General features: G+C 65.3%; 24 protein-coding genes. 12 read left to right on the forward strand and 12 right to left on the reverse strand.

Annotation, left to right across the window (positions count from 1 at the left end):
- Positions 1-42: 42 nt before the first annotated feature.
- The 12 genes from RGUI_RS16690 to RGUI_RS16740 form a co-directional block, all read right to left on the reverse strand.
- Positions 43-1,086: a cytochrome-c peroxidase gene (locus RGUI_RS16690; RefSeq protein WP_081535021.1), complete on the reverse strand. Its 1,044-nt coding sequence runs from the start codon at positions 1,084-1,086 to the stop codon at positions 43-45.
- Between the two features lie 152 nt (positions 1,087-1,238).
- Complete coding sequence (locus RGUI_RS16695) at positions 1,239-2,213, reverse strand: quinone oxidoreductase (protein ID WP_081535023.1); 975 nt, start codon at positions 2,211-2,213, stop codon at positions 1,239-1,241.
- Positions 2,214-2,216: 3 nt separating this feature from the next.
- Positions 2,217-2,621: a carboxymuconolactone decarboxylase family protein gene (locus RGUI_RS16700; protein WP_081535025.1), complete on the reverse strand. Its 405-nt coding sequence runs from the start codon at positions 2,619-2,621 to the stop codon at positions 2,217-2,219.
- A gap of 47 nt (positions 2,622-2,668) precedes the next feature.
- Positions 2,669-3,496, reverse strand: a complete 828-nt coding sequence (locus RGUI_RS16705) for a cyclase family protein (RefSeq protein WP_081535027.1) — start codon at positions 3,494-3,496, stop codon at positions 2,669-2,671.
- A 137-nt stretch (positions 3,497-3,633) separates the two neighbouring features.
- Positions 3,634-4,734 carry an S-methyl-5-thioribose-1-phosphate isomerase gene (gene mtnA, locus RGUI_RS16710; protein WP_081535029.1) on the reverse strand — a complete coding sequence of 367 codons (1,101 nt, stop codon included), beginning with the start codon at positions 4,732-4,734 and terminating at the stop codon, positions 3,634-3,636.
- A 75-nt stretch (positions 4,735-4,809) separates the two neighbouring features.
- Positions 4,810-5,751, reverse strand: coding sequence for an ROK family protein (locus RGUI_RS16715; RefSeq protein WP_081535031.1), 942 nt, complete (start codon positions 5,749-5,751; stop codon positions 4,810-4,812).
- A 150-nt stretch (positions 5,752-5,901) separates the two neighbouring features.
- A complete protein-coding gene (locus RGUI_RS16720) occupies positions 5,902-6,459 on the reverse strand; it encodes a PEP-CTERM sorting domain-containing protein (protein WP_081535033.1) in 558 nt (185 codons plus the stop codon).
- Positions 6,460-6,537: 78 nt separating this feature from the next.
- Positions 6,538-6,666 (reverse strand): hypothetical protein, encoded by a 129-nt coding sequence (locus RGUI_RS22390; RefSeq protein WP_256387855.1) that lies wholly within the window; start codon positions 6,664-6,666, stop codon positions 6,538-6,540.
- Between the two features lie 172 nt (positions 6,667-6,838).
- Positions 6,839-7,387 carry a PEP-CTERM sorting domain-containing protein gene (locus RGUI_RS16725; protein WP_081535035.1) on the reverse strand — a complete coding sequence of 183 codons (549 nt, stop codon included), beginning with the start codon at positions 7,385-7,387 and terminating at the stop codon, positions 6,839-6,841.
- 81 nt (positions 7,388-7,468) lie between these two features.
- On the reverse strand, positions 7,469-8,869 hold the full coding sequence (locus RGUI_RS16730) for a TRAP transporter large permease (RefSeq protein WP_081535037.1): 1,401 nt from the start codon (positions 8,867-8,869) through the stop codon (positions 7,469-7,471).
- A 9-nt stretch (positions 8,870-8,878) separates the two neighbouring features.
- The gene (locus RGUI_RS16735) at positions 8,879-9,508 is read right to left on the reverse strand and encodes a TRAP transporter small permease subunit (protein WP_081535039.1); all 630 of its coding nucleotides are present in this window, start codon (positions 9,506-9,508) and stop codon (positions 8,879-8,881) included.
- Between the two features lie 49 nt (positions 9,509-9,557).
- On the reverse strand, positions 9,558-10,562 hold the full coding sequence (locus tag RGUI_RS16740) for a C4-dicarboxylate ABC transporter substrate-binding protein (protein WP_081535041.1): 1,005 nt from the start codon (positions 10,560-10,562) through the stop codon (positions 9,558-9,560).
- Positions 10,563-10,712: 150 nt separating this feature from the next.
- Between RGUI_RS16740 and RGUI_RS16745 the strand changes: the two genes are divergently transcribed.
- The 12 genes from RGUI_RS16745 to RGUI_RS16800 all read left to right on the forward strand — a co-directional run bounded on the left by RGUI_RS16745 (position 10,713) and on the right by RGUI_RS16800 (position 26,161).
- Positions 10,713-12,260, forward strand: coding sequence for a hypothetical protein (locus RGUI_RS16745; RefSeq protein WP_081535043.1), 1,548 nt, complete (start codon positions 10,713-10,715; stop codon positions 12,258-12,260).
- 108 nt (positions 12,261-12,368) lie between these two features.
- A complete protein-coding gene (locus tag RGUI_RS16750; protein WP_156883008.1) occupies positions 12,369-12,659 on the forward strand; it encodes a hypothetical protein in 291 nt (96 codons plus the stop codon).
- Positions 12,660-12,740: 81 nt separating this feature from the next.
- A complete protein-coding gene (locus RGUI_RS16755; RefSeq protein ID WP_081535047.1) occupies positions 12,741-13,706 on the forward strand; it encodes a tellurium resistance protein in 966 nt (321 codons plus the stop codon).
- A 51-nt stretch (positions 13,707-13,757) separates the two neighbouring features.
- On the forward strand, positions 13,758-14,402 hold the full coding sequence (locus tag RGUI_RS16760) for a Crp/Fnr family transcriptional regulator (RefSeq protein WP_081535049.1): 645 nt from the start codon (positions 13,758-13,760) through the stop codon (positions 14,400-14,402).
- Positions 14,403-14,473: 71 nt separating this feature from the next.
- Positions 14,474-14,752, forward strand: a complete 279-nt coding sequence (cowN, locus tag RGUI_RS16765; RefSeq protein WP_081536144.1) for a N(2)-fixation sustaining protein CowN — start codon at positions 14,474-14,476, stop codon at positions 14,750-14,752.
- 155 nt (positions 14,753-14,907) lie between these two features.
- The gene (locus RGUI_RS16770; RefSeq protein WP_081535051.1) at positions 14,908-16,515 is read left to right on the forward strand and encodes a tetratricopeptide repeat protein; all 1,608 of its coding nucleotides are present in this window, start codon (positions 14,908-14,910) and stop codon (positions 16,513-16,515) included.
- A gap of 95 nt (positions 16,516-16,610) precedes the next feature.
- Positions 16,611-18,059 (forward strand): IMP dehydrogenase, encoded by a 1,449-nt coding sequence (gene guaB / locus RGUI_RS16775; protein WP_081535053.1) that lies wholly within the window; start codon positions 16,611-16,613, stop codon positions 18,057-18,059.
- An 88-nt stretch (positions 18,060-18,147) separates the two neighbouring features.
- Positions 18,148-19,320 (forward strand): RsmB/NOP family class I SAM-dependent RNA methyltransferase, encoded by a 1,173-nt coding sequence (locus RGUI_RS16780; RefSeq protein WP_081535055.1) that lies wholly within the window; start codon positions 18,148-18,150, stop codon positions 19,318-19,320.
- Positions 19,321-19,388: 68 nt separating this feature from the next.
- Positions 19,389-21,686, forward strand: coding sequence for a PAS domain-containing sensor histidine kinase (locus RGUI_RS16785; RefSeq protein WP_156883009.1), 2,298 nt, complete (start codon positions 19,389-19,391; stop codon positions 21,684-21,686).
- 330 nt (positions 21,687-22,016) lie between these two features.
- A complete protein-coding gene (recA, locus tag RGUI_RS16790) occupies positions 22,017-23,087 on the forward strand; it encodes a recombinase RecA (protein WP_081535057.1) in 1,071 nt (356 codons plus the stop codon).
- 128 nt (positions 23,088-23,215) lie between these two features.
- Complete coding sequence (alaS, locus tag RGUI_RS16795; RefSeq protein ID WP_081535059.1) at positions 23,216-25,873, forward strand: alanine--tRNA ligase; 2,658 nt, start codon at positions 23,216-23,218, stop codon at positions 25,871-25,873.
- The gene (locus RGUI_RS16800; protein ID WP_081535061.1) at positions 25,874-26,161 is read left to right on the forward strand and encodes a DUF1330 domain-containing protein; all 288 of its coding nucleotides are present in this window, start codon (positions 25,874-25,876) and stop codon (positions 26,159-26,161) included.
- Positions 26,162-26,194: the final 33 nt, after the last annotated feature.

Raw genomic sequence — 26,194 nt, forward strand, 5'->3', positions numbered from 1 at the left:
TGTGGCCGACCCCGTCAATAGCTCGGAGACAGAGGATCGAGCTTAGTTTTCGCGGACCATGATGTCCGGCCGCGGGGTTGCGGAGGTTTCGGCCGGCAGGACCGGCAGCGTCACCTCGGGCACCTCACCGGTCAGGCTGTGCAGGAAGGCCACGATCTTCTCGGCTTCGTCGTCGCTGACCTCTTCACCCAACTGGGCGACGCCCATCACCTGAACGGCCACTTTCAGGTCCCAGACCTTGCCGGAGTGGAAATAGGGCGCGGTCTCGGCGATGTTGCGCAGCGGCGCGGCGCGGAAGACGTATTCGTCATAGGCGGTTTCGGTCACGGCGAAACGGCCCTTGTCGCTTTCGGGCAGGATGTTGGCGCCCGGCTTTTCGACCAGACCGAACGGGTAGTAGCCGTTCCCGCCAAGGTTCACGCCGTTGTGGCAGGTGGTGCAGCCCTTGTTGACGAAAAGCTCCAGCCCCTCTTTCTGCACATCGGTCAGGGCCATATCGTCGCCGTTCAGGAAGGCGTCGAACGGCGCCGGCGTGATCAGCGTGGCCTCGAACGCCTCGATCGCGCGGGCCATGTTGTCGAAGCTGACGGGCTCTGCCTCATCGGGGAAGGCGGCCGAGAACCAGTCCTTGTAGGCTTGCATCGAGTTCAGCGTGGCGACCACGTTGTCGGGCGTGTTGGCCATCTCGACCCCTGCCTGCACCGGGCCCTTGGCCTGTGCCTTCAGGTCCTCTGCGCGGCCGTCCCAGAACTGCGCGATGTTCAGGACCGCGTTCAGCACGGTGGGAGAGTTCCGCGGACCCTTCTGCCAGCCATGGCCGACCGAGGTTTCCATGTTGTCGTCACCGCCGGTGGTCAGGTTGTGGCAGGAATAGCAGGAAAACACGCCAGAGGCCGACAGGCGCGGATCGAAGAACAGGGATTTGCCGAGCTCGATCTTCTCGGGCGTGACGCGGTTGTCGGCGATCTGCGGAATGGTGGAGGGCAGCGGCTCGAAGTAATCAAGCGCTAGATCCCGCAGCTCGGACGCGGCGGCGGGCATGGTCAGTGCGGTGGTCAGGAGCGCGGTGGTGAGGAGTGTTTTCATGGCAGGCACCGTTGATGTTTTGGTTCACGCGTACGCCCTCACGTTAGAATTCTTCAAAAGACAGACTTTGACCTGAATCAATTCTGCCCAAGAAATGTGAGTCGCAGATGCGCAATTGGGCGTAGCCCCGGTGCCGGGCCACCCCCTGACGTTCATGGGATCAATACGGTTGCCCCGGTGGTTGCGCGCCCCTCCAGCGCGCGGTGGGCGTCTGCCGTATCCGACAGGGGCCAGCTTTGCCCGACCTTCGGTGTCAGCACCCCGTCTGCAATCGCGGCGAACAGATCGGCGGCGCGCCCGCGCAAGTCCTCTGCCGTGGCGATGTAGTGAAACAGAACGGGGCGGTTCGCCGAAAAACTGCCTGCGGCCAGGTCCGACATCCGGAAATCATCCAGCGTGCCGGAGGACTGGCCGAAGCTGACGAACATGCCGCGCTGTTTCAAACAGGCGAGGGAGCCGCGCCACGTATCGCGCCCCACGCTGTCATAGACGGCCTCCACCCCCTCGCCGGAGGTGGCCTCCATCACGGGGGGCACGAAATCGCCGGCGCGATAGTCGATCACCGTGTCATAGCCATGCGCCCGGGCCAGCGCGACCTTGTCCGGTCCGCCTGCCGTGCCGATGGCACGCACGCCTTTCGCCGCCAGCCATTGGCCCAGCAGCAGACCCACGCCCCCCGCCGCGGCATGGACCAGAACGGTCTGGCCGTCCTGAGCGGGAAAGCTGTCATGGATCAGATAGTGTGCCGTCAGTCCCTTCAGCATGACCGAGGCCGCGACCTCGTCGCTGACCGCATCGGGCAGGGGCACCAGACGGTCGGCGGGCAGAAGACGCGCCGTGCAGCAGGAGCCATTCGGCAGGGTATAGGCCACGCGGTCGCCGGGGCTCAGCCCCTCGACGCCGTCGCCCAGCGCCTCGACCACGCCGGCCGCTTCTCCACCCGGGACAAGCACATCGTTGGGCCACGGGTACAGGCCGGAACGGAAATAGGTATCGATGAAGTTCAAGCCCACGGCGGTGTGGCGGACCAGAACCTCACCCGGGCCGGGGGCGCCGACCTCCCAGTCCGACCATTCCAGAACCTCGGGGCCGCCGGGTTCGCGCGCGATGATTGCCTTTTCACCCATGGCTCAGACCTTGAATTCGGGGTCGACGGGAACCTGAAGCGCGGTGACCAGCGCGTTGGTCTGGGAGGCAAGCCCGACCACGGCCAGCAACTCGGCGTACATCTCCTCGGTCATCCCCTTCGCGCGGGCCGAGGCCGTGTGGGAATGGACGCAGTATTCACAGCCATTGGAGATGGAGACCGCCATGTAGAGCATCTCCCGCGTCAGCGGGTCCAACGCGCCCGGCTGCGCCATCACCGCCTTGACCTGCGCCCATGTCGATTCCAGCACGGCGGGCTGGTTGGCCAGGGCCCGCCAGACATTGTTGACGAAGTCGGTCTTGCGGGTGGCGCGGATGTCGTCGAACACCGCCTTGACGCGGGCGTCGGCCTCGGCCTCCGCATCGGTCCAGATCTTCACCGTGGCCATCGGGTCCTCCTGGCGTTTGGGATGCGCCGGGGGCCGGCGCGTCCCCCTTACACCATCGCAAAAATGCGGGCAGGTCCACCCGTTCCGCCACGGGTCTTCGGCGCCCCGACCACAAGCGTCGCGCCAGAGGCGGGCAGTTTGTCGAGATTGGCGATGCATTCGATGCCATAGCGGCCAGCGGGCAGCCACGCATAATGGGTGGCGAAATCCGCCGATGGCCCGTGGTCGAGCGACAGCGTATCCACCGCGATCGCCGCGGCGCCGGTTTCTTCCAGCAGCATCTGCGTGGCCTCGATATGGAAGCCGGGGAAATGCAGGCCGCCGGGGCGCGCAGGGTCGGCGCCGCGAAAGGCAGCCGTTCCCACCTTGTCGGACCAGCCCGAATTCATCGCCACGCAGGCACCCTCGGGGATCTCCCCATTGGCGGAGATCCAGCCCTTCAGATCGTCGGGGGTCAGTTGCGTGTCGCGGTCCTCTGCCGCGCGGGCGCGGATGTCGACGACACATAGCGGGCAGACGAGGTTTTCCACCGGGATTTCATCCACCGATGCCCCGTCCTGCGAGAAATGCAGCGGCGCGTCGAGATGGGTGCCGGTATGTTCGTTCACCGTCAGTGAATACAGGTTATAGCCATTCGCGGCAAAGTCGAACTGCTTGTCATAGGCGATACCGGGCGAGCCGCCGAAGGTCGGGAAGTCTTCGGACAGCGTGTGGGTCATGTCAGTGACCGAACTGTGGCCCGCCGCCAGTGCCCGAGGGGCAGAGGCCGTCACACCCGCTGCCGCGGCGACGCCCGCCCCGGCGGCTGCCTTGAAGAAACTGCGCCGCGACAGCATCCGGTCCTTCACGGCATTCATCACGCAGATATCGCACATGGTCTTTCTCCCTGTTGATGCGGCCGCAGGGGCGACCGCACCCGCAAGCCTAGGGAGAGGTGCGACAAGCTGTCAATTCGGCAGGCGGATCAGGGGGCATGGGCGCCTGTCATTGCCCGTTTCCCGGCAGACTGCCGTTAGCCCGCCGCCTTTGCGAATTCCGGGAACAGCGCGGCCAGACCTGTGGCACTCGCCTCGGCCACGCCGCGCTCGGTGATCAGACCCGTGACCAGACGCGCAGGTGTCACATCGAAGGCCGGGTTCCGCGCCGGGGTGCCGTCGGGCGAGATTTGAACCATGCCGACCAGACCGCTGTTCATGCGGCCCTGAACATGGGTCACTTCGGCCTGTGACCGCTCCTCGATCGGGATCTCCCTGACCCCGTCCTTGACCGTCCAGTCGATGGTGGGCGACGGCAGGGCGACGTAGAAGGGCACGCCATTGTCATGGGCGGCCAGCGCTTTCAGATATGTGCCGATCTTGTTGCAGACATCGCCCTGGGCGGTGGTCCGGTCGGTGCCGACGATGCACAGGTCGATTTCGCCATGCTGCATCAGGTGACCGCCGGCGTTGTCCACGATCAGGTCATGGCTGACGCCGTGATGGTTCATCTCCCACGCGGTCAGTTGTGCACCCTGGTTCCGTGGGCGGGTCTCATCCACGAAGACATGAATGTCGATGCCGTCTTCCACCGCGTGGTAGACGGGAGAGGTCGCTGTGCCCCAGTCTACCGTCGCCAGCCAGCCGGCATTGCAGTGGGTCAGCACGTTGACGCGGCCGCCACCCTTCTTCTTGGCGATGTCGCGGATGATCTCCAGCCCGTTCACGCCGATCCGACGGTTGATCTCGACATCCTCGTCGCAGATCTCGGCGGCGCGTGCGAAGGCGGCCTCGGCCCGGTCTGCGGGCGACAGCGGTTTCAGGACGCGGGTCATCTCGTCCAGCGCCCAGCGCAGGTTGATTGCGGTGGGGCGGGTGGCGTGAAGCACCTCCCACGTTTCGGACAGAGACGCGTCCGAAGGGTCGCGGGCCATCTGCACGGCCACGCCATAGGCGGCCGTCGCCCCGATAAGTGGCGCGCCGCGCACCCACATGTCGCGGATCGCCGTGGCGAAATCTTCGCGGCTGTTCAGGGGGACGATCCGCAACTCGTGCGGCAGCCAGCGCTGGTCGATGATCCTGACGGTGCCGTCGGCTTCCCGCCAGATGGAACGGTAATGGGTCCCGTCGATCTTCATGACCCGACTTCCTTTCTTGCGAATTTCCCATTTTCTAGCCGCGAGGGCACGCGATGAAAAGGGCGGTGCGTCGTCTCACTCCCCGTCTTCCAGATACCCCGCGCAGCCGATCAGCGCAGCGAAATCGTCAAAAACGGTTAAAATTGCGAACTCTTCCATGAGGGATGAAAACCGTCCCTTGTCGCGGAAGCTGTCCGCAAAGCCGTGCGTTTCCAGATGCGGGGCGACCGCGCGGGCCATGCCGCCGATCAGGTAGATGCCGCCATAGGGCAGATGGGCAAGGGCAAGATCCCCGACCACGCGGCCCAGCATACGGACGAAGACCTGCAACGCCTCGGCGGCCTGCGGGTCATGGCCGATGGCGGAAAGAACCTCGCGGCCCGGCAGCGTACGCGGTGCACCCGCCGCGGTCGTCGTCCAGCCATAGACGGTTTCAAGGCCGCGGCCCGACAGGATGTCCTCTACATCCGAAAAACCATCGGCCCCAGCGGCAAAGCGGGCCAGCGACAGCATGCGTTCGTCACAGACCGGCAGGCTCATATGGCCGCATTCGGCGGCGGTCACCACGGTGCCGCCGGCGGTCTTGTAGACGGTGGTGGAGTTGAAGCCGGTGCCGATCCCGATCACCAGCCGCGGTGCCCCTGGTTCCTGCGGCCCGTCCAGAACCGGGGTCAGCGCGTCGGGCCCCAGATGATCCAGCGCGTGGCCCTGCGCCTGCAGATCGTTCAACAGTTTCACGCGGGTCGTGCCGGCGACGGCCCCGATCCGGTCCTCGCAGATGTCCCAGTCGAAATTGGTCAGGCTGCCAGCCCCGTGGCGCACGGGCCCTGCAACGGCTGCGCAGGCGCCGTCGATCTGCGGGTGGCCCATTTCGGCCAGAAAGCGGCGCAGCACATCGTAAAGGCCCGCATGTTCGGCATTCAGGAAGCGCCGCACGCTGCCGGCCACGATCTCTGGGCCCTCGGCAAGCGCGACGCGGGTGTTGGTGCCGCCGATATCGGCCACAAGTGCGGTCATCGAATAGCCCCTCGGTGGCTCTGGCCCGATGTCGTAGCCGGATCGGAAAGAGGGTGCAAAGGGTATCGACGGGCGACCAATTGCAAAAGCCCGACGCTTGCCGGGCTTCGCAGTCTCATCTTGCCTGTCGACCGGTTCGGTCGCCGGGCCTTATTTGCGGCGGCGCAGGGCGGCGATACCGCCCAGACCGGCCAGCAGCAGGCCGGCGGCCCCGGGAAGCGGGACCGGCGGCGTGGCGCTGCGAACGACAAGCTGCTCGGCAAAGCTCTCGGCGTCCTGCATGCCGGCCCAGGGGCCGTAAATCTCACCCAGTCCGTCCTGCCAGTCGCAGTGGTAGAAGGTATTGCTGAAATAAGGTGATGCACAGGCCGCATCACCGGTCAGCGAGGCCGTGGCCGTCGTGAAGTAGGCGCCCGAAACCGGATCGGTGCCACTGAGAGGGACGTTGGCGCCGGCAAAGATGAAATCCGTTGCCAACGGTGCGTTGACCAGTTCGGCAACCGTCGGCAGACGCCAACCGAAGGCAGACTGATAGCTGAGATCGAAAGAAGAGTTGTTCGCCGGAAGCGGGTTGGCCCACGCCCAGTCGAGCCCGTCCATCGTAATATAGGCGTTTGCGGCAACCGGCGCCTCATAAAGGGCGGCGGATGCCACGGAAGCGGTCAGTGCGATCGACGTTGCACCGAGCAGTCTTGAGATGATTTTCATGAAAGGCCCCCATTACTAGAAGAATTCTTAGTTAACATAAAATGAAGGACTTCTCAATCTCTGGTTTCCCTTGGGGCATCACGCGAAACTCGGCAACCACAGGACGATCCCCGGTAGGGCGATCAGCACCGCGATGGTCACGGCGTCGGCCACGAAGAACGGCGTCACCCCCTTGACGACGTGATGCACGAACAGGTCGCCGCGCATGCCGGTTGCGACCTGCCATAGGCGCTGTTCGCCTCGCTCACATATTCTCTTTCAGCAGACGGATCCGCAAGCCGGTGCAAAGGGTATCGACGGGTGCCCAACTGCAAAAGCCCGACGCTTGCCGGGCTTCGCAATGTCATTATTGCCGGTCGACCGGTTCGGTCGCCGGGCCTTATTTCCGGCGGCGCAGGGCGGCGATACCGCCCAGACCGGCGAGCAGCAGCCCAGCGGCCCCTGGAAGCGGAACGTCCGGCATGGCATCCCGGACGACCAGCGTCTCGGAGTACCATTCCGCGCCTTGCATGCCCGCCCACGGGGCCATGCCCTGACCCAGACCGTTGGCCCAGTCGCACCATGCATAGTCATTGCTGAAATAGGCGGTCGCGCAAGCCGCCGCACCGTCCAACTCGGCATTGAGGAAGCGGAAATAGGATCCGGAGACGGGGTCGGTTCCGTTGAGCGGAACATTCGCGCCGGCAAAGACGAAGTCTGTCGCCAGCGGCGCGTTCGCAAGTTCGGCAGAGGTCGCAAGGCGCCAGCCGAATTGCGATTGGTATCCGAGATCGACACCGACCGAGACCGGATAGGCCCAAGCCCAGTCAAGCCCGTTCATCGTGATGTAGGCATTGTCGGCAACCGGCGCCTCGTAAATGGCGGCCGTGGCAACGGAAGCTGTCAGCGCTACGGCTGTAGCACCGACGAATTTCGATATGGCATTCATGAAAGAGTCCCCCAAGCTACAAGTAACTTTTCTGTTAACGTAAGAAAGGTGAATTCTCAAGTTACTATTAAGTTTCGTTCTTCACGCGAAACTCGGCAACCACAGGACGATCCCCGGGACGGCGACCAGCACAGCGATGGTCACGGCGTCGGCCACGAAGAACGGCGTCACCCCCTTGAAGACGTCCTGCACCGACAGGTCGTCGCGCACGCCGGCCACCACGAAACAGTTCAGCCCGATGGGCGGTGTGATCAGGCAGAACTCGGCCATCTTGACGACGAGGATGCCGAACCAGATGGCACACATCGGGCCCGACATGCCGAAGGCGCTGTCCGCGGCACTTACATACTCGCCACCGTTCAGCGCCATGACCGCGGGGTAGACCACCGGCAAGGTCAGCAGCAGCATCCCGATCGCGTCCATGAACATGCCCAGCACTGCATAGGCCAGGAGGATCATCACCAGCGTCAGCATCGGCGACTGGTCGAGCGAGGTGATCCAGTCGGAAAACGCTCCCGGCAGATCGGCGAAGCCGAGGAAGCGGACATAGATCAGAACGCCCCAGATGATCGTGAAGATCATCGCCGAAAGCTTGGCCGTTTCCAGCAGTGCGTCCTTGAACTGCGCCCAGCGCATGCCCCGGAAAAGCGCCATCAGGAACACGACGAAGGCGCCCATTGCGCCGCCCTCGGTGGGCGTGCCCCAGGCATCGCCGCCAAACGGGTTGTAGACGAAGAAGATGATGATCCACACCACGAAGAAGATCGGCATCGCCGGCGGCAGGGCGCGGAAGCGTTGCCCCCATGTGAAACCGCCGACGGGCGGGCCGAATTTTGGCAAGGTCAACGCAAGGCCGACGATCAGTACGGCATAGATGCAGGCCGATACGATGCCGGGGATGAACCCCGCCAGCAGCAGCTTGCCCACGTCCTGCTCCACGATGATGGCGTAGATCACGAGAATGGCGGATGGCGGGATCAGGCTGGCCAGCGTGCCGCCTGCGGCGACCACACCCGCGGCAAAGCGCTTGTCATAGCCGACCTTCAGCATCTCGGGTATCGCGATGCGAGCGAAGACGGCAGAGGTTGCCACCGACGCGCCGGACACCGCGGCGAAGCCCGCCGTGGCAAAGACGGTGGACACCGCCAGCCCCCCAGGCAGCCAGCCGACCCAGCGTTTGGCGGCCTCGAACAGCGCACGGGTCAGCCCCGCGTAATAGGCCAGATAGCCGATCAGGATGAAGGTGGGGATCAGCGACAGCGCCTGCGACGCGACCTTGGAATGGGGCACCTGTCCGGCGGTCTTGACCGCCACGGTCAGCGCCCAGCCGAAATCCTCGGGGTCGTAGCCCTTCTTCGACCAGAAGATCCAGATCAGCCCGATCAGCCCGGCCAGCGCCGCGGCAAAGGCCACGCGCATGCCAAGAACGACAAGGACCAGAAGACCCGCTGTGACGGCGATGCCGATGTCTATTGGCTCCATCCCCGCCCCCTATCTGTCCGCGCCGGTGACATGCTCGGCCTCGGCGGCGGCCTGTTCGGCGGCCGATTGGACAAGCGGCACGGCAACCGGTTCCGACAGCCCAAGCAATGCGGCCCGCCCATAGCCCCAAAGCTGCAGCGTCAGCCGCAGGCACAGGACCGAAAACGCCACCGGCGCCAGCAGTTTCGCAGGCCAGAGCGGCAAGTTGATGTCGAAACTGGAATCCCGGCTCCACATCGGCATCGCGAAATCGAAGCTGCGCTGGAAATGCGCCCAACTGCCCCAAACGAGCAGCAGCATCAGCCCCAGCATCGCCAGCGTCGTTGTGAATTCCGCCGCCCACAGCATCCGCCCGCGAAGCCGCGCGATCAGGATGTCCATCCGGATATGCCCGCCATCGCGCTGGGTGAAGGATATCCCCATGAAGGCGATCAGCGGCATCGCCTGCTGGATCCAGTCGACATAGCCGGGCAGCGGCTGGTTGAACACGTTGCGCCCGCCGACGGAGACCACCGCCAGCAGCATCAGGCCAAAGACCGCAAGGCCCGACAGAAGCGCAAGAAACCGCTCGGCCGCGTAAAGGCCGCGGTCGAGACGGGACAGGAGGCTCAGGTCCTCGAGAACGGCGTGGCTGGCCATGATCTGATGCAGAACGCGCCCCGCCGCGCAAACGGCGGGGCAGGCGGGCCTATTGCCCGATCATTCCGGTGACCATGTCGTACAGATCCTGCGCGGGAATGCCCTTGGCCGCGTTCTCGGCAACCCATGCCTCGGCCGCCGGTCCCGCGACGGAGGATTTCAGCTCCGCAATGGCATCGTCGGAAAATGTCACCCGCTCGATCCCGCGTTCGTCCAGCGCCGGGCCCCAGCGTTTCATGGTGTTGTTCTCGTAGAAGTCGATGTAATAGGCCAGCGCCTCCTCCACCGATCCAAGCAGGGCGTCGCGATGCGCGTCCGACAACCCGTTCAGCGCGTCGGTGTTGACCACGACGGGGCAGTTCACGGTTCCGGGGTTCAGGTTCGTCGTCCACCAGTCGGCCTTTTCGATGGTGCCGAAGGCCATATGCGCGTGGGGGGCGAAGGCCGCGCCCTTGATCACGCCGGAATCCATCGCCGGCCGCACCTCGGTCGCGGACATCGAGGTCGGCACCGCGCCGATGGCGGCCATGGCGACCCCGATCCCGCCGGTCGCACGCACCGGGAAGCCGTCGAAATCGGACAGCGCGGTCGGCGTGTCGCCCATGCCCACCACGTTGTATTGCGGCATGGGCGAGGGCATCAGCAGCGTGGCGTTCCAGCGTGCCAGATCCTTGACCACGGCGGGGTGCTGATAGACCGCCATGCTCAGCTTGGTTTCCTGTTGCAGGTCGCTGACCCCGAGGAAGGGCAGTTCCAGCACGGTGATCGTGGGGTTCTTGTCGCGGTGATAGCCCGCGCAGAACTGCGCCATCTCGAACGCGCCGATGGAGATGCCGTCAAGGTTCTCGGTGTTCTTCGACAGACCCCCGTACGAGATGTTCAGGGTGAACTCGCCCCCGGTCTTTTCGCTGACCAGTTCGGCGAGCTTTTCCACATGCTCGGTAAAGGCGCGGCGCTTGCCCCAAAGCGAGACATTCCATTCCTCCGCCATCGCCTCGGCCGCGAAGCCAAAGGTGATCGCAGCCGCCGTCGCGGCGCCCAGAAGCGTTTTCATCGGTGATCCTCCCTGTCGTTCTTTGGCGGGGAGAGTAACGGCTATGCGGTAGGGGTAAAGGGAAAATCGGAGTTGTGACGCGGCGGCGCGGGACCTTTCCTTTGCAGGGGCGCTGGGCCACTCTGCCGGGGGTAGAGCAGGGGGTGAGCGGTGAGCGAGACCGGACATATCGGGCACAACCTGGCGATCTGGGGTGTCGTGACGGCCAGCGCGGTCGCCGCGATGCTGGCCTTTCCGCCCCATTGGGCGGTGTGGGCAGCGGGGATCCTGTGGCTGCTGCTTTGGCTCGTCGCGATCCTCGGATTGTCGGACGGGCCAAGCCGGAAGTTTCTGTCGGGCACGCTGCGCCATTCCAACTATACGCAAATCTACACCGCGCTGACCCGGCGCAACGTGATGTGGGTCTGGGGCAAGCTGTGTGATGAGGCCGGGGACCGGGACAGTTTGCCCACGCTCTTCCGCGCCGCGCTGACATGGCGACTCTACGATACCGCGTTGTTGCTGGCCGTGGCCTATCCGCTCGTGCTGCTTGTGGGGCAATGGATCGTGACCGGGGAGGATGGCAAGGTGGGAACGGCGCTTGTGCTGCCCGCGGCCGATTTCTGGCCGGATCGCGCTGCAGTGCTGGGGGCCTATGCCGTGTTGGCCTTCGGTGTCCTTAACCTTCAATATGTAAAAAATGCTGAAGGCAGCCCCATTGGGAAGCCTGCCAACCGCACGTTTCTCGCGGCAGCAGCGGTTGCATGCGGAATTGGCGCCCTTTATGTGGCCACAACCAAATTTCAGTTTGCAGGCTTTGGCTTGTTCGCAATCGCATTTGCGTTTTCAGGTGCTCTTCGGTTCGAGGGCGTGTTTGCATTCGCAATTTCAAGCATCATGGCCATTACACCTTCGATTGGCATAGTAGCCTCACTGACAAACTCAGCCTTCCTCGCAGCTTCGGTCGCATCGGTGTTCCTACTGGCTGTCTTAATTCCTGTCGTTTGGATTGAAAGGCGTAGGAACGGGGCGTTGGCGCGTCTTATGATTTCGGTTGTGGTTGTGGGGGTTAGCTTAGCAATTGCGTCTCAAATTGACTGGTCATCCGTTGACGAAGACCGCCGCAGCCTCTTCCTCTTCCTCGCCGTCTTCCCCCTGCTCAACGCTCTGTTCGATGTCGTCTCCTATGCCGTTACGCTATCGCTTTTGCGCCGGGGCTTGCGGGCGGGGTGGCCCTTTCTGTGGGGGCTTCTGGATCTGCTGATCGCCTGCGCCCTGTTCCTCGCCCTCGGCGCCACGCTGGTGGCCGTGGTGCATGGGCTGAACCAACTGGCGGGCGTCAGACTGCTCGATCTCGGCGTGCTGTTCGCGGGGGTGCGGGAAACGCCGGGCGCCTATGTCTGGCTCTACCTGATGTTGTTTTCCACCATCGTCCCCACCGCGCTGCATTTCGCGGTCAGCCTGCTAGGCGTGCAGGGCCTCTGGCCGCGGGTCTTGCGCCGCCCCGTCGCCGGTTGGGTGAAGACCGCCGATCAAAGCCCGGTGCAGGCAGTGGGCGCCGCCCTTGCCCTCGGCGTGATCTGGACCATCCCGCTGATCGCCCTTGGCGGGATCGTCTGGGGGTTCTGGCATTTCGGCGGTGAAGCGGCTGTCTGGGTCCTCGGCCGGTATTTCAACCTGCTGCTGTGGATCGCGGCAGAGCCGGTCGGCGCGTTCTGACCCCTCACAACCCTGTGGGACGTCGGGCCGGCGCCTTTCCTTCCGCGCGCAATCGGTGCACCCTGACGGCGCCGCATCCGCCCGGCGCCACATTGCGAGGACATGACCATGACACGCCTCTTTCCCCTTGCCCTTTGCGCGCTGGTGGCCTGCCCACCCGCGATGGCCCAGTCGCAACTGGCCCGGTCGGTCCTGCCCGATCTGCGCCGGGCCGGTGTGTCGGAGGCGTGCCTTTCGAAGTTGAGCGAGCACGACTTCGCCGTGGCCAAGGGTATTCTTGAAAGCGGGCGGCACAGCCCGGGATGGAAACTGCACCAGGCGAAGTTCCAGGCCCGAAAGGGCTGTGGCGAGACGCGCAGCATCCTTTTCGACATCTTCGGCGTGCCCGCCGGGCGGTAGGGGCGCAATCGGGCGATTGCGTCGGGCCCCCGCCGCGGGGCATGCTGCCCCTTGCCCGGCCTAGATGGAGGACCCGCCGCGATGCTTACCCCCCGCCCGAAATACGCCGACCAGACGCCGCCCGCGATCTTCCCGCCCGTCTTCGGGGCCTTCGGGCTGGGGCTGGCATGGCGTCAGGCGGCCGGGGTGTTCGCGGTACCGGTGGCGGTGGGCGATCTGATCCTCGGGGCGGTGACGCTCTGGTTCCTGTTCTGCGTGGTCAGCTATGGGCTGAAGGTCGCGCGGCGCCCAGGCGTGGTGGCAGAGGATCTGCGCGTGCTGCCCGGCCGGGCGGGCCTGTCGGCGATGGTTCTGTCGGTCTACCTGATGGCCGCCGGGCTGGCGCCCCTCGCCCCGGCGCTGGGCCATCTGGTCCTGTGGCTGGGGCTGGCCGCGCATGTGGCGCTGGTGGTGCTGGTCGTGCGCGGGTTCCTGACCGGCCCGGCAGAGCAGCGCGCGGTGACGCCGGTCTGGCATCTGCAATTCGTGGGCTTCATCGTGGCCGGCCCGACCGCCGTGGCGCTGGGCTATGACGGGCTTGCAACCGTGGTGTTGTACGGCACCGGCGCCATGGCTGCCGTGATCTGGGCCGTCAGCCTTGGTCAGCTTGTCAGGCGGGATGTGCCGGTGCCCCTGCGCCCGCTTCTTGCGATCCACTTGGCCCCGGCCTGCCTTCTGGGCACGGTGGCGGCCCTGCTGGGGCATGCTGGCGTTGCGTTGGGCTTTGCCGGTCTGGCCATCGCGCTTTTCGCGGCGCTGCTGGTGCGCGCGCCATGGATCGTCAAGGGCGGCTTCTCTCCGCTCTGGGGTGCCTTCACCTTTCCGCTGGCCGCGTTTGCGAACCTGATGCTGATCCTTGCCGCGACCGGGCAGGGCAGTCTGTTTCGCGTGATCGGTGGGGGCGGGCTGGTCCTGGCGACGCTTGCGATCCCGCCCATCGCGGTGAAGGTGATGCAGGCTTGGGCACGGGGCGGTCTGGGGCAGAAGACCAACGCCGCGCGGGTCTGACCGGCGGTTCAATCCCTATGGCCTGTGCGGAGCGCCGCGCTATGCTTGGCCATGGATCGACGAAACCACACCTTTTCGGGGCCGTCCCCGCACAGCAAATGGCTTTCCCGGCTGGAAGGCGGTCTGCGGCAGTCCTATGGCCCGGGCGAAACGATCGTGGTGCCCGAAACGGGCCGCGATCGTCTTTTCGTGCTGGATGCCGGACTGGCCCGGATCAGCCTGAACGGGGCGGAGCGGGAACTGACCTTGGGCTATCTGCGGCCGGGTGGGTTCTATGTCACCCATACCCGCGCCTGGGTTCAGGCCGTGGAGAGATGCGAAACCGTCAGTTGGCCGGTCGACGCGATGCTGGGCCTTGTGACGCGGGAACCCGAACTGGGCCTTGCCGCCTTCCGCGAGGTGGGGATCTTGCTGTCCGGCGCGCTCGACCTGATCGAGGATCTGGCCTTCCGGCCCGTGGAGTCCCGGCTGGCCCGTTTCCTGCTGGCCGAGAGTGCGGCGCAAGGATCGGAGGTCATTTCCCTGATCGACAGTACCGAGGCGCTGGCCACCGCGCTGGGCACTTCCCGGCAGACGCTGTCCACCCTGCTCAACAAGCTGATCCGCGAAGGGGTCATCGAACGGGCAGACCGCCGTCGAATTCGGCTTCTGCAGCCGGCGCGGCTGAAAACGCTCGCCACGGTGTCGGCTGGCTGACAGAACGCGTGGCGATTTCGGTTTACGCCGCCGGGATCGAATTTCAGCGACAGGATGCAAGGAGCATGACCATGAACGACGAAAGCCCGGACAGATATGTCAGCTTTGTGGGGATCAACTGCGACGAGAAGGCAGATCGCCTGATGGCCATGCTCAAGGCCCGGATGGAGGAGACGGACTCCCGCTGGGTCGGCTATTTCACGAAGAAGCTGGAAGAGAAGCGCCGGATGGGCAACGACAACCTCTATTTCGTTGGCAGCCAGGTGAACAGCCTCAGCGCCTTCTTCGAAGAGATCGAGGACGAGGCGGCGGAAGCTCTGTTGTGGGATCTGGAGCAGAACTGCTGCTGACCCCGGGCGCTGCATAGTCTGACCGTGCCGTCGCGGCTGCGCTGGCCGTCTGCGACACATCGCGCCCCAGCGCACGCGTGACGCGAAAGCCCCTTGCCCGATACGGTGCGCGCTTGGCATCCTTGGCCCGTGCTGCGGCGACGGGGGGAACGGGCATGGTCGAGCTTCTTTTTACGCTTCTGGTGACGGGCGCTACCTTGATGGCCAGGGGGGCTGCCGGCGAGTTCGCCAAGGGCGGGGGCAAGTCGTCCTTCGAGGCGCTGAAAAAGCGGCTGGCGGAGGAGCATGGCGTCAAGTCGCTGGCGCTTCTGGAAGAGGCGAAGACCAACCCGGTCTTTGCCAAGGCGGTGAAGGCCGATCTGGCGCGGCCCGGCATCGCCAAGGATACCGAGGTCCGCCGGTTGGCAGAGGCGCTGCGCGGGGCTATCGAGGCGCTGCCGGACCGCCTGCAGGCCCAGTATACGGTCGATATCGAAGAGATCCGCGCCGGCAAGGCTCTGCTGAGGGGTGGGGCGGCGGGCACACGCGCGGCCAGGTCACGCCCCAAGGGCGAACAGCCTGCCGGTGGGGCCAAGGCGTCTGCAAAATCAGGCGGGGTGCGCGGCTTCTTCAAAGTCGTGTCGATGGGGGGCGCTGCCATCGCGCTGATCGCTGGTATCGGTTTCGCGGTGGTGACGTATGTCGATGTGCCCGACGCGATTGCCAAGATCACGGCGGCGCTGAAGATCGACGTCGCGGCGCCAGGCGATGCGACGGACACTTCCGATGCCGCGGCGATGCCCGCCGAGACGGTGGCCGCGCCCGATGTCCTCACCCAATCGGATGTGTCCGACGCTCCGTCCGCGCCCTTTGTCCGGGTCGATCCCGGGGTCGTGGTCGCGCGGGCAGAACAGCAGGGGCATGTGTCGGCGGAGGCTGCGGCCCGGCTGTCGGATCGCGTTGGTCGGGTCGAGACCGCCCTTGATGAGCTTCGCGGCGCGCACCCCGACTGGACGGCGGACATCGACGCCGCCATCGCGGGGTTCAATGCGGGCCAGATCGACAGTGCACAGGCGGCCTTTGCCCGGATCGACGCCCTGATCGCGCCGCGCTGGGCCGACTGGAGCCGCGAAGATGCCCAGTCGAAATATGTGCAGGCGACGCTCTTCCACGCGTTGGACGCCACACGATCCGAACCGTTGTTGTGCGCGGCCGCTACGCTTGCCCAAGACGAAGCCTGGTATTGGATCGACTGCGGTCAGGCCCGCATGGCCACCGGCAACACGCCCGAGGCGCTTTCGGCCTTCGCGTCCGCACAGGATCTTGCGATGGCCGCGGGCGATGACGGTTCCCTTTCCGAGGCGCTTTATGGTTTGGGCGATGCCCGTATGGCACAAGGTGACCCCGCCGGGGCGCTTGCGCCCTATGAGCAAAGCCTGAACATCGCGCGTGAGATTGGCGTGCAGGACGTGTCGGGGCGTCTTGGAAAGATTGGCGACCTGCGCCTGCAGCGCGGTGATCTGGCCGGGGCGCGAGAGGTCTATGCGGAGAACCTAAGCCTTGCCCGCGATCTGGCAGAGATGCAGTCGGACAACGCCGAACGGGCTTGGGACGTGGTCATTGCCCACTGGCGGATGGCCCAGGCCGACCCCGAGAACGCCGCCGCCCATTGGGCCGAGGTCGTGACCCGGATGGAAAAGATGCAGGCCGATGCCACGCTGTTGCCCGCCAACCTGCAATACCTCGACATCGCGCGGCAACACCTTTCCGCCGCACAGCCGTAAGGGCCCCGACCGCGGGACGTCGCATTTGACGCTTTCCTTTTCGCGGTCCGCGTGAAATAGGGAAGCGCCAAACGAACACTCCCTAGGAGGCCCCCATGGAGATTCGCGAGGCGCTGACCTTCGACGATGTCCTTCTCGTTCCCGCGGCCAGTGCGGTCTTGCCGAACCAGGCAGACACCCGGACGCGTGTGACGAAATCCATCCGTCTGAACATTCCGCTTCTGAGTTCCGCCATGGACACGGTGACCGAGCATCGCATGGCGATTGCAATGGCGCAGGCGGGCGGCATCGGGGTGATCCACCGCAATCTGACCGTAGATGAGCAGGCGCGCGAGGTGCGGCGGGTCAAGCGGTACGAATCCGGGGTCGTCTACAACCCCATCACCCTGACCCCCGACCAGACGCTGGCCGATGCGAAGGCGCTGATCGAACGCTACAACTTCACCGGCTTCCCGGTGGTGGACGAGGCGGGGCTTGTCGTGGGCATCGTGACGAACCGCGACATGCGATTTGCCAGCGACGATTCCACCCCGGTTCGGGCGATGATGACGGCAGAAAACCTCGCCGTGCTGAAAGAACCCGTCGACCGCACCGAGGCGCTGAACCTGATGAAGGCCCGGCGGATCGAGAAACTGCTGATCACCGATGGCAAGGGCAAGCTGACAGGGCTTCTGACGCTGAAGGATACCGAAACCTCGGTGATGAACCCGCAGGCGGTGAAGGACGAACTCGGCCGGTTGCGGGTGGCCGCGGCAACGACCGTGGGCGATGCCGGTTTCGAACGGTCCGAGGCGCTGATCGACGCGGGCGTGGACATGGTGGTGATCGATACCGCCCATGGCCATTCAGAAGGCGTGGCGAAGGCGGTGGAGCGGATCAAGAAAGCCACGAACGCCGTTCAGGTGATGGCTGGCAACGTGGCCACCGCAGAGGCGACGCGCGCCCTGATCGATGCAGGGGCGGATGCGGTGAAGGTTGGCATTGGCCCGGGCTCCATCTGCACCACGCGGATGGTCGCCGGGGTCGGCATGCCCCAACTGACCGCGATCATGGAATGCGCCGGGGCCGCGGGTGACGTGCCGGTGATCGCCGATGGCGGCATCAAGTTTTCGGGCGATTTCGCCAAGGCGATCGCCGCGGGGGCGTCCTGCGCCATGGTCGGCTCGATGATCGCGGGAACCGATGAAAGCCCGGGCGAGGTGATCCTGTATCAGGGCCGGTCGTTCAAGGCCTATCGCGGGATGGGGTCTCTGGGCGCGATGGCGCGGGGCTCCGCCGACCGGTATTTCCAGAAGGACGCGGCCAGCGACAAACTGGTGCCCGAGGGGATCGAAGGGCAGGTACCCTACAAGGGGCCCGCGGGGGCGGTCATCCACCAACTGGTCGGCGGTTTGCGTGCGGCCATGGGCTATACCGGCTGTGCCACGGTCGACGAGATGCGGCAGAACTGCCGTTTCGTGCGGATCACCGGCGCGGGGCTGAAGGAAAGCCATGTCCACGACGTGCAGATCACCCGCGAGGCGCCGAACTACCGCGCGATGTGATCGGTGAACGTATGGGCACCGTGGGATCGTTTCCGGGACCGGGCCGCGTGACGGGCTGTGGTCATTCCACCCCCTTTGGGGTCAGGCCATGACGCCCGCCGCCCGGATCGCCGCGGCGATCGAGATTCTCGATGCGTGGCTTACGGGTGACTCGGTTGAACGTTTGCTGACGGCCTGGGCCCGGCGCAGCCGATTTGCCGGGTCGAAGGATCGCGCCGCGGTGCGCGATCATGTCTTCGATGCGCTGCGCTGCCGCCGGTCCTTTGCCGCGCTTGGCGGGGCGGACACGGGCCGCGGGTTGATGCTTGGCGCACTGCGTGTGGCCGGGCAAAAGCCGGACAGCGTCTTCACAGGGGAGGGGCACGCCCCCTTGCCCCTGTCGGCAGAAGAACGCGGGGCAGGGGCGGCATGGGACGATTTGCCGGAAAACATCGCCTGCGACTGCCCCGAAGCGCTCGCGCCCCTATTGCGCGACAGCCTTGGCCCCGATTTCCAGGCCGTGATGTCGGCCCTGCGCATGCGGGCGCCGGTGTTCCTGCGGGTCAATCTCGGGCGGGATACGCGCGCCGCCGCGATTGAGTCCCTTGCCGCCGAGGGGATCGTCGCGGATGCCCACGGCCTGTCGCCCACGGCCTTGATCGTTGCAGAAGGTGCGCGCCGTGTCCGGCAAAGTGCTGCCTATACCCGCGGGTTGATAGAGTTGCAGGATGCCGCCTCGCAGGCGGTGGCGGACATGATGCCGCTGACCCCCGGCATGCGCGTTCTCGATTACTGTGCAGGTGGGGGTGGAAAGACGCTGGCGATGGCAGGGCGCGTTACGGCAGAGTTTCATGCCCATGATGCCGCGCCGGGGCGGATGAAGGACCTGTCCGACCGCGCTGCGCGCGCCGGTCTAGCCGTCCGCATTCTGGGAACCGACGATCTTTCCGCTTCGGCGCCCTTCGATCTGGTTCTGTGCGATGTGCCCTGTTCGGGCAGCGGGGCGTGGCGGCGCAGCCCAGAGGCAAAGTGGCGCACGACCCCGGCCCATATCGAAAGATTGTGCGGGATGCAGGCGGATATCCTCGATCATGCTTCGGGGCTTGTGGCGCCGGGCGGGGTGGTAGGTTACGCGACCTGTTCGTTGATTGCCACGGAAAACCACGATCAGGTGGCGGCCTTCCTTGGAAGAAATCCCGGCTGGCGGGTCGAAGCAGAACGCCGCCTGACCCCGCTTGATGGTGGCGACGGCTTCTATGCGGCGACATTGCGCCGATCCTGACAGACGTTAACCTTGGGTTAACCGGCGTTGGCCATGTGTAAACGAGGACCCTTGGAGGAGGCTGGCCCGTGTTGCGTCTTTCCCCGGCGATTTCGACCCTGCGTCGCACTGCGGCCTGCCATGCCGACCGGGCCTGGGCGGCGCTTGCCGCCGGGGTGGCGCTTGTCCTCGTGGCGTGGGTCAAAAGGGATACCGCCTATGCTGTGCCCCTGATGTCAGCCGGCGGAACCCTTGCGGCGTTGGCGGCGGGCCTGCGGCTGCTCGGGGCACGTAGGACCGACAGCGTCATGCCCCGCAGCCGGTTGCGCACGCTTTGCGAGGACGCACCGGGCGCCTGCATCGTGACCGATATCGAGGGACGTGTGCTTATCGCGAATGCCGCCGCCATGCGGCGCGTCGCAACCGCCCGCGGACAATCGCTGGCGCCTGCGCTGACATGGCTGTTCGCCGATCCGTTCCGGATGGTTGCCGACCTTGTTGCAGCGGCGTCCCGCGGCCTGCCGGTGAGCGAGGAGCGCCGCGGCCCGCACGGTTTGACGCGCCTGACGGTCGAACCAGCCGAGGCGGGGCTGTTCCTGTGGCATTTCGACGGTACGGAGCCGACACCCGCCGAGGGCGCCTTGCCGATGCTGCGGCTGAACCCTGCCGGTGAGGTCCTTTCGCTGAATGCAGCCGCGCGGGGTCTGCTGGGCCATGCCCCGACAAACCTGGCAGAGTTGCGCGGCGCAGCCCCCCCCGAGGCGGAGGAGATCGCGATAGATACGCCCGACGGTACGGTCCTGCGCCGTCTGCTGAGCGTTCCGACGGAGGAGGGGCAAAGCGAACTCTACCTTGTACCCGCAGCCCCGACCCTGCACGCGAAGCCCACGCCTGAAGGGCTTCTCGACGCGCTGCCGGTGGCGATCCTCCACATGGATGTCGATGGGACGGTGCGGCTTGACAATGCGCGCGCGCGGGCTCTGCTTGGCCCGGCAGAAGGGGGCGCGATGAACCTGTGCGACCGCCTGGATGGCCTTGGCCGACCGGTGCGCGACTGGCTGACCGAAACTGCCGAAGGGCGCGCCAGCAACAGCGCAGAGGTCTTGCGTGTGGTGCGGTCTGACAAGGAAATCTTTGTGCAGGTCGCGCTGGCGCGGCTGTCGGCCGGGGGGCTGGTGGCGGTCTTGCATGACGTGACCGAGATGAAGACACTTGAGGCGCAGTTCACGCAAAGCCAGAAGATGCAGGCCATCGGTCAGTTGGCCGGTGGGGTGGCGCATGATTTCAACAACCTTCTGACCGCCATCTCGGGCCATTGCGATCTGTTGATGCTGCGCCACGACGCCGGCGACCCCGACTATGGCGACCTTGTCCAGATCCACCAGAATGCCAACCGCGCGGCCAGCCTTGTCAGCCAGCTTCTGGCCTTTTCGCGCAAGCAGACCCTCAGCCCCGAGGTGCTGGATTTGCGCGACATCCTTGGCGAACTGGCTCATCTGCTGGACCGGCTGGTGGGCGAGAAGATGCGCCTGAGGATGCGCCACGCGCCGGCGCTGCCGCCGATCCGCGCCGACAAGCGGCAGTTGGAACAGGTGGTGATGAACCTCGTCGTGAATGCCCGCGACGCGATGGCCGAAACCGGGGGCGAAATCCGTCTTGAAACCGAGGCCATTCAACTGACGACCGAGTTGCAGCGCGACCGGGCCGTGGTTCCGCCCGGGCCCTATGCGCTGATCCGCGTCCGGGACGAGGGCACGGGCATCCCGCCCGACCGGCTGACGAAAATCTTCGAACCCTTCTACACGACCAAGCGACCGGGGGAGGGGACGGGGCTTGGCCTTTCGACCGTCTACGGCATCGTCAAGCAGACCGGCGGGTTCATCTTCGTCGACAGCACCGTGGGGCAGGGCAGTTGCTTCACCATCTACCTGCCGGCCCATCGGGGCGGGGCGAATGCTGCGCCCGCCGTCGCCGTGGCCGTCGAGGAAGAGACCTCCGACAGCGGTGTTGTTCTTCTGGTCGAGGACGAAGCCCCCGTCCGGTCCTTTGCGGCGCGCGCCCTGCGCATGCGCGGCAACGACGTGATCGAGGCCGAGAGCGGTGAGGAAGCGCTGGAAATCCTGGAAGACCGCGATCTGGTCGTGGATGTCTTCGTGACCGATGTGGTGATGCCGGGTCTCGACGGTCCCGGCTGGGTCAGCGAGGCGCTGAAGACACGGCCCGGAACGCGGGTGGTGTTCGTCTCCGGCTATGCCGAGGACAGCGTGAGCGAGATCCGCTCGCGAATCCCGAAATCGATCTACCTGCCCAAGCCGTTCTCGCTGGCCGACCTGACCACGACCGTCCAGAAGCAACTGAAGGCCGCCGCGTCCGATCACGACGACTGATCGCCTGCCTCTGATCCCGTGTTCGCCATCGCGCCCGCCGGTTCCCGGGTACAGCGGGCTTTCGGCTGCTCGATTCGGCCGGTCCGTGCGCCCGCAAGACGACGGTGCCGCCAAATCATCAGCTGCCTTTTCAAGGTGTTGGCCTGCTTGGAGTCGATTTCAAACCCCTTGGTGCAGCACGCATAAACGGGTCGTTAACCAAATTGACCAATCCTGCGGATCATCGAAAGATCTTGAAATGTTCTCTTTTTGATCTCAGTATGTGAGGCAAGAGATGAACGAGGGCACTCATTGCCGCCTGACCGCGGCTGTGAAATAAGGATGCGAAACATGGGCACGGCGAACCTTCTCGAAATGGTGGACAAGCGGAATTCCGACAAGCAGAAGGCCCTCGACTCTGCGCTGGCGCAGATCGAGCGGCAGTTTGGCAAGGGCTCGATCATGAAGCTCGGCGCCGACAACCCGGTGGCAGAGATCGAGTCGACCTCGACGGGGTCCTTGGGCCTCGATATCGCGCTGGGGATCGGCGGGCTTCCGAAGGGCCGGATCGTGGAGATCTACGGGCCTGAAAGTTCCGGCAAGACGACGCTGACGCTGCATTGCGTGGCCGAGGAACAGAAGAAGGGCGGGGTCTGCGCCTTTGTCGATGCCGAACACGCGCTCGACCCGATCTACGCCAAGAAGCTGGGCGTCGATCTGGAAGAATTGCTGATCTCGCAGCCCGACACCGGCGAACAGGCGCTGGAAATCGTGGATACGCTGGTGCGCTCCGGCGCGGTCAGCATGGTCGTGGTCGACTCCGTCGCCGCGCTGACGCCCAAGTCGGAACTGGAAGGCGACATGGGCGATTCCAATGTCGGTGTGCAGGCCCGACTGATGAGCCAGGCGATGCGCAAGCTGACGGGCTCGATCAGCCGATCCAACTGCATGGTGATCTTCATCAACCAGATCCGGATGAAGATCGGCGTCATGTTCGGTTCGCCCGAGACGACGACGGGTGGCAACGCGCTGAAATTCTATTCGTCCGTCCGCCTCGACATCCGCCGCATCGGCGCCATCAAGGACCGGGATGAAGTGGTCGGTAATGCCACCCGCGTGAAGGTGGTCAAGAACAAGGTCGCGCCGCCCTTCAAGCAGGTGGAATTCGACATCATGTATGGTGAGGGGATTTCCAAGACCGGCGAACTGCTCGATCTTGGCGTCAAGGCCGGTGTCGTCGACAAGTCGGGTGCGTGGTTCTCCTATGGCGACGAACGCATCGGACAGGGGCGCGAGAACGCCAAGAATTTCCTGAAGGAACATGCCGAGATCGCGCTGGAGATCGAGGACAAGATTCGCGCCGCGCACGGCCTTGATTTCCACATGGGCGAGGACGGCGATGGCGAGGTGATGGAGGGCTGAGAGGCCCGACCCCGTCAGCCGGGCCGGGCGCTCATGCCCGGCCCGTTTTCGTAGGGCATGGACAGGCCCCGCGCGCGGCGATACACCGAGCGGAAATACCAATCCGTGCCGCGAAAGACCCGATCCAGATGCCTAGCCTGAACGAAATCCGGTCCACCTTCCTCAGCTATTTTCAGCGTAACGGCCATCAGGTCGTGGACAGTTCCCCCCTTGTCCCGCGCAACGACCCCACGCTGATGTTCACGAACTCCGGCATGGTGCAGTTCAAGAACCTGTTCACCGGGGTGGAGACACGGGATTACAAGCGCGCGACGACCAGCCAGAAATGCGTGCGCGCGGGGGGCAAGCACAACGACCTCGACAATGTCGGTTACACGGCCCGGCACCACACGTTCTTCGAGATGCTGGGGAATTTCAGCTTCGGCGACTATTTCAAGGAACAGGCGATCCCCTTCGCATGGGAGTTGCTGACGAAAGACTTCGACATCCCCGCCGACAAGCTGCTGGTCACCGTTTATCACACCGACGACGAGGCGGCCGACATCTGGAAGAAGGTTGCGGGCCTGCCCGACGACCGCATCATTCGCATCCCGACCTCCGACAATTTCTGGCAGATGGGCCCGACCGGCCCCTGTGGGCCCTGCACCGAGATCTTCTATGATCACGGCGATCACATCTGGGGCGGCCCGCCGGGTAGCCCCGAGGAAGACGGCGACCGGTTCATCGAGATCTGGAACCTCGTCTTCATGCAGAACGAGCAGTTCGAGGACGGCTCGATGCGGGCGCTCGACATGCAGTCGATCGATACCGGCATGGGGCTGGAGCGGATCGGCGCGTTGTTACAGGGCAAGCACGACAACTACGACACCGATCTGATGCGCGCGTTGATCGAGGCTTCGGCCAATGCGACTTCGACCGAGCCCGACGGGCCCGGCAACGTGCATCACCGGGTGATCGCGGATCACCTGCGCTCGACCTCCTTCCTCTTGGCCGATGGGGTGATGCCCTCCAATGACGGCCGCGGTTACGTGCTGCGCCGGATCATGCGGCGCGCGATGCGGCACGCGCATCTCTTGGGGGCCGCGGATCCGGTCATGCACCGGTTGGTGCCCGCGCTCGTCACGCAGATGGGGGCGGCCTACCCGGAACTGCGCCGTGCACAGGCGCTGATCGAAGAGACGCTGAAGCTGGAGGAAACCCGGTTCAAGCAGACGCTGGAACGCGGACTGCGCCTGCTGGACGAGGAACTGGCCAAGCTGCCGGAGGGGGCCGCCCTTCCCGGCGAGGCGGCGTTCAAGCTCTACGACACCTATGGCTTCCCGCTGGACCTGACCCAGGACGCCCTGCGGGAAAAGGGCCGCGCGGTCGATGTGGCCGGATTCGATACCGCCATGGCCGAGCAGAAGGCCAAGGCGCGGGCGTCCTGGTCCGGCTCGGGTGAGGCGAAAGAGGCCAAGGTCTGGTTCGAGGTCGCGGACCGGGTCGAGCCCACCGATTTCCTTGGCTACGACACCGAGGTGGCCGAGGGTGTCGTTCGGGCGCTGGTCGTGGACGGGGTCGAGGTAAAGGAAATCGCCGAAGGTGCCGAGGGCTGGATGGTGGTCAACCAGACGCCCTTCTATGCGGAATCCGGCGGTCAGGTCGGCGACACCGGCACCTATTTGAAACCCGAGGGTGCCGGGATGATCCTCGACACCCAGAAGATGCCCGGCGGGCTTTTCGCCCACAAGGTGCAGCCCGAGAAAGGGGCGCTCAGCCTCGGCGATCCGCTGGAACTGCGTGTCGACCATGCGCGGCGCTCGGCGATCCGGGCGAACCATTCGGCAACGCACCTGCTGCACGAGGCGCTGCGCCAGACGTTGGGCGACCACGTGGCGCAGAAGGGGTCGCTGAACGCGCCGGACCGGCTGCGCTTTGACTTCAGCCACGCCAAGGCGATGAGCGCCGAGGAACTGGCCAGCGTTGAATCCGACGTCAACGGCTTCATCCGCCAGAACAGCCCGGTCGAGACGCGGATCATGACGCCCGACGACGCCCGCGCCATCGGTGCGCAGGCCTTGTTCGGAGAGAAATACGGCGACGAGGTGCGCGTCGTGTCCATGGGGCATGCGCCGACCGGCAAGGGGCATGAGGGCAACACCTGGTCGATCGAGCTGTGCGGCGGCACCCATGTGCGCCAGACCGGCGATATCGGCCTGTGCGTCGTGCTGGGCGACAGCGCGTCCAGCGCAGGCGTGCGCCGGATCGAGGCGCTGACCGGGCAAGCGGCGCTGGATCACCTGATTGCACAGCAGAACCGGCTGGCCGAGGTAGCCGAAGTTCTGCGCGCACAACCCGCCGATGTGGTGGCAAGGGTCAAGGCGCTGGTCGAGGATCGCCGCGCGCTGGAGAACGAGGTGGCGACCTTGCGGCGCGACCTGGCACTGGCCGGGCCGGGGGGCGCAGCCCCCGAAGCGCGCGAGGTTGGCGGTGTACCGTTCTTTGCACAGGTCTTGACGGGTGTGTCCGGCAAGGACCTGCCGCCGCTGATCGATGAACACAAGGCGCGGCTGGGCTCTGGCGCGGTGCTGCTGATCGCCGATGCGGGCGGCAAGGCGGCGGTTGCCGCGGGTGTGACCGATGATTTGACCGGAAAGGTGTCGGCCGTCGATCTGGTCAAGGCGGCGGTCGCGGAACTGGGCGGCAAGGGCGGCGGTGGCCGGCCTGACATGGCCCAGGGCGGCGGCAAGGACGCCGCGAACGCAGAGGCCGCGATCAAGGCGGCCGAAGCCGTGCTGGAGGGATAGATGGGCGCGCTCTGGATCGCACATGTGACCGTCACCGATGCCGAGGCCTATGGAAAATATGCCGAGCTTGCGGGACCGGCCATTGCAAAGCATGGCGGTGAATTCATCGCCCGCGGCGGCCGGTTTGTTCAGCTTGAAGGCAAGGAACGCCCGCGCAACGTCGTGGCCCGCTTTCCCTCGGTCGAGGCGGCCGTCGACTGCTACAACAGCCCCGACTATCAGGCTGCGCTTGATCACGCGCGGGGCGCGTCGGAACGGGAATTGATGGTGGTCGAGACCAGCGACTGACGCGCAATCGTCTCAGGCGCGCCGTCTTTTGCT

The sequence above is a fragment of the Rhodovulum sp. P5 genome (assembly GCF_002079305.1).
Classification (GTDB): Bacteria; Pseudomonadota; Alphaproteobacteria; order Rhodobacterales; family Rhodobacteraceae; genus Rhodovulum.

Coding starts and splice junctions, on each gene's coding strand:
- RGUI_RS16690 (WP_081535021.1), bottom strand. CDS start 1,086: ATGAAAACACTCCTCACCACCGCGCTCCTGACCACCGCACTGACCATG.
- RGUI_RS16695 (WP_081535023.1), bottom strand. CDS start 2,213: ATGGGTGAAAAGGCAATCATCGCGCGCGAACCCGGCGGCCCCGAGGTT.
- RGUI_RS16700 (WP_081535025.1), bottom strand. CDS start 2,621: ATGGCCACGGTGAAGATCTGGACCGATGCGGAGGCCGAGGCCGACGCC.
- RGUI_RS16705 (WP_081535027.1), bottom strand. CDS start 3,496: ATGTGCGATATCTGCGTGATGAATGCCGTGAAGGACCGGATGCTGTCG.
- mtnA (WP_081535029.1), bottom strand. CDS start 4,734: ATGAAGATCGACGGGACCCATTACCGTTCCATCTGGCGGGAAGCCGAC.
- RGUI_RS16715 (WP_081535031.1), bottom strand. CDS start 5,751: ATGACCGCACTTGTGGCCGATATCGGCGGCACCAACACCCGCGTCGCG.
- RGUI_RS16720 (WP_081535033.1), bottom strand. CDS start 6,459: ATGAAAATCATCTCAAGACTGCTCGGTGCAACGTCGATCGCACTGACC.
- RGUI_RS22390 (WP_256387855.1), bottom strand. CDS start 6,666: ATGCGCGGCGACCTGTTCGTGCATCACGTCGTCAAGGGGGTGACGCCG.
- RGUI_RS16725 (WP_081535035.1), bottom strand. CDS start 7,387: ATGAATGCCATATCGAAATTCGTCGGTGCTACAGCCGTAGCGCTGACA.
- RGUI_RS16730 (WP_081535037.1), bottom strand. CDS start 8,869: ATGGAGCCAATAGACATCGGCATCGCCGTCACAGCGGGTCTTCTGGTC.
- RGUI_RS16735 (WP_081535039.1), bottom strand. CDS start 9,508: ATGGCCAGCCACGCCGTTCTCGAGGACCTGAGCCTCCTGTCCCGTCTC.
- RGUI_RS16740 (WP_081535041.1), bottom strand. CDS start 10,562: ATGAAAACGCTTCTGGGCGCCGCGACGGCGGCTGCGATCACCTTTGGC.
- RGUI_RS16750 (WP_156883008.1), top strand. CDS start 12,369: ATGACACGCCTCTTTCCCCTTGCCCTTTGCGCGCTGGTGGCCTGCCCA.
- RGUI_RS16755 (WP_081535047.1), top strand. CDS start 12,741: ATGCTTACCCCCCGCCCGAAATACGCCGACCAGACGCCGCCCGCGATC.
- RGUI_RS16760 (WP_081535049.1), top strand. CDS start 13,758: ATGGATCGACGAAACCACACCTTTTCGGGGCCGTCCCCGCACAGCAAA.
- cowN (WP_081536144.1), top strand. CDS start 14,474: ATGAACGACGAAAGCCCGGACAGATATGTCAGCTTTGTGGGGATCAAC.
- RGUI_RS16770 (WP_081535051.1), top strand. CDS start 14,908: ATGGTCGAGCTTCTTTTTACGCTTCTGGTGACGGGCGCTACCTTGATG.
- guaB (WP_081535053.1), top strand. CDS start 16,611: ATGGAGATTCGCGAGGCGCTGACCTTCGACGATGTCCTTCTCGTTCCC.
- RGUI_RS16780 (WP_081535055.1), top strand. CDS start 18,148: ATGACGCCCGCCGCCCGGATCGCCGCGGCGATCGAGATTCTCGATGCG.
- recA (WP_081535057.1), top strand. CDS start 22,017: ATGGGCACGGCGAACCTTCTCGAAATGGTGGACAAGCGGAATTCCGAC.
- alaS (WP_081535059.1), top strand. CDS start 23,216: ATGCCTAGCCTGAACGAAATCCGGTCCACCTTCCTCAGCTATTTTCAG.
- RGUI_RS16800 (WP_081535061.1), top strand. CDS start 25,874: ATGGGCGCGCTCTGGATCGCACATGTGACCGTCACCGATGCCGAGGCC.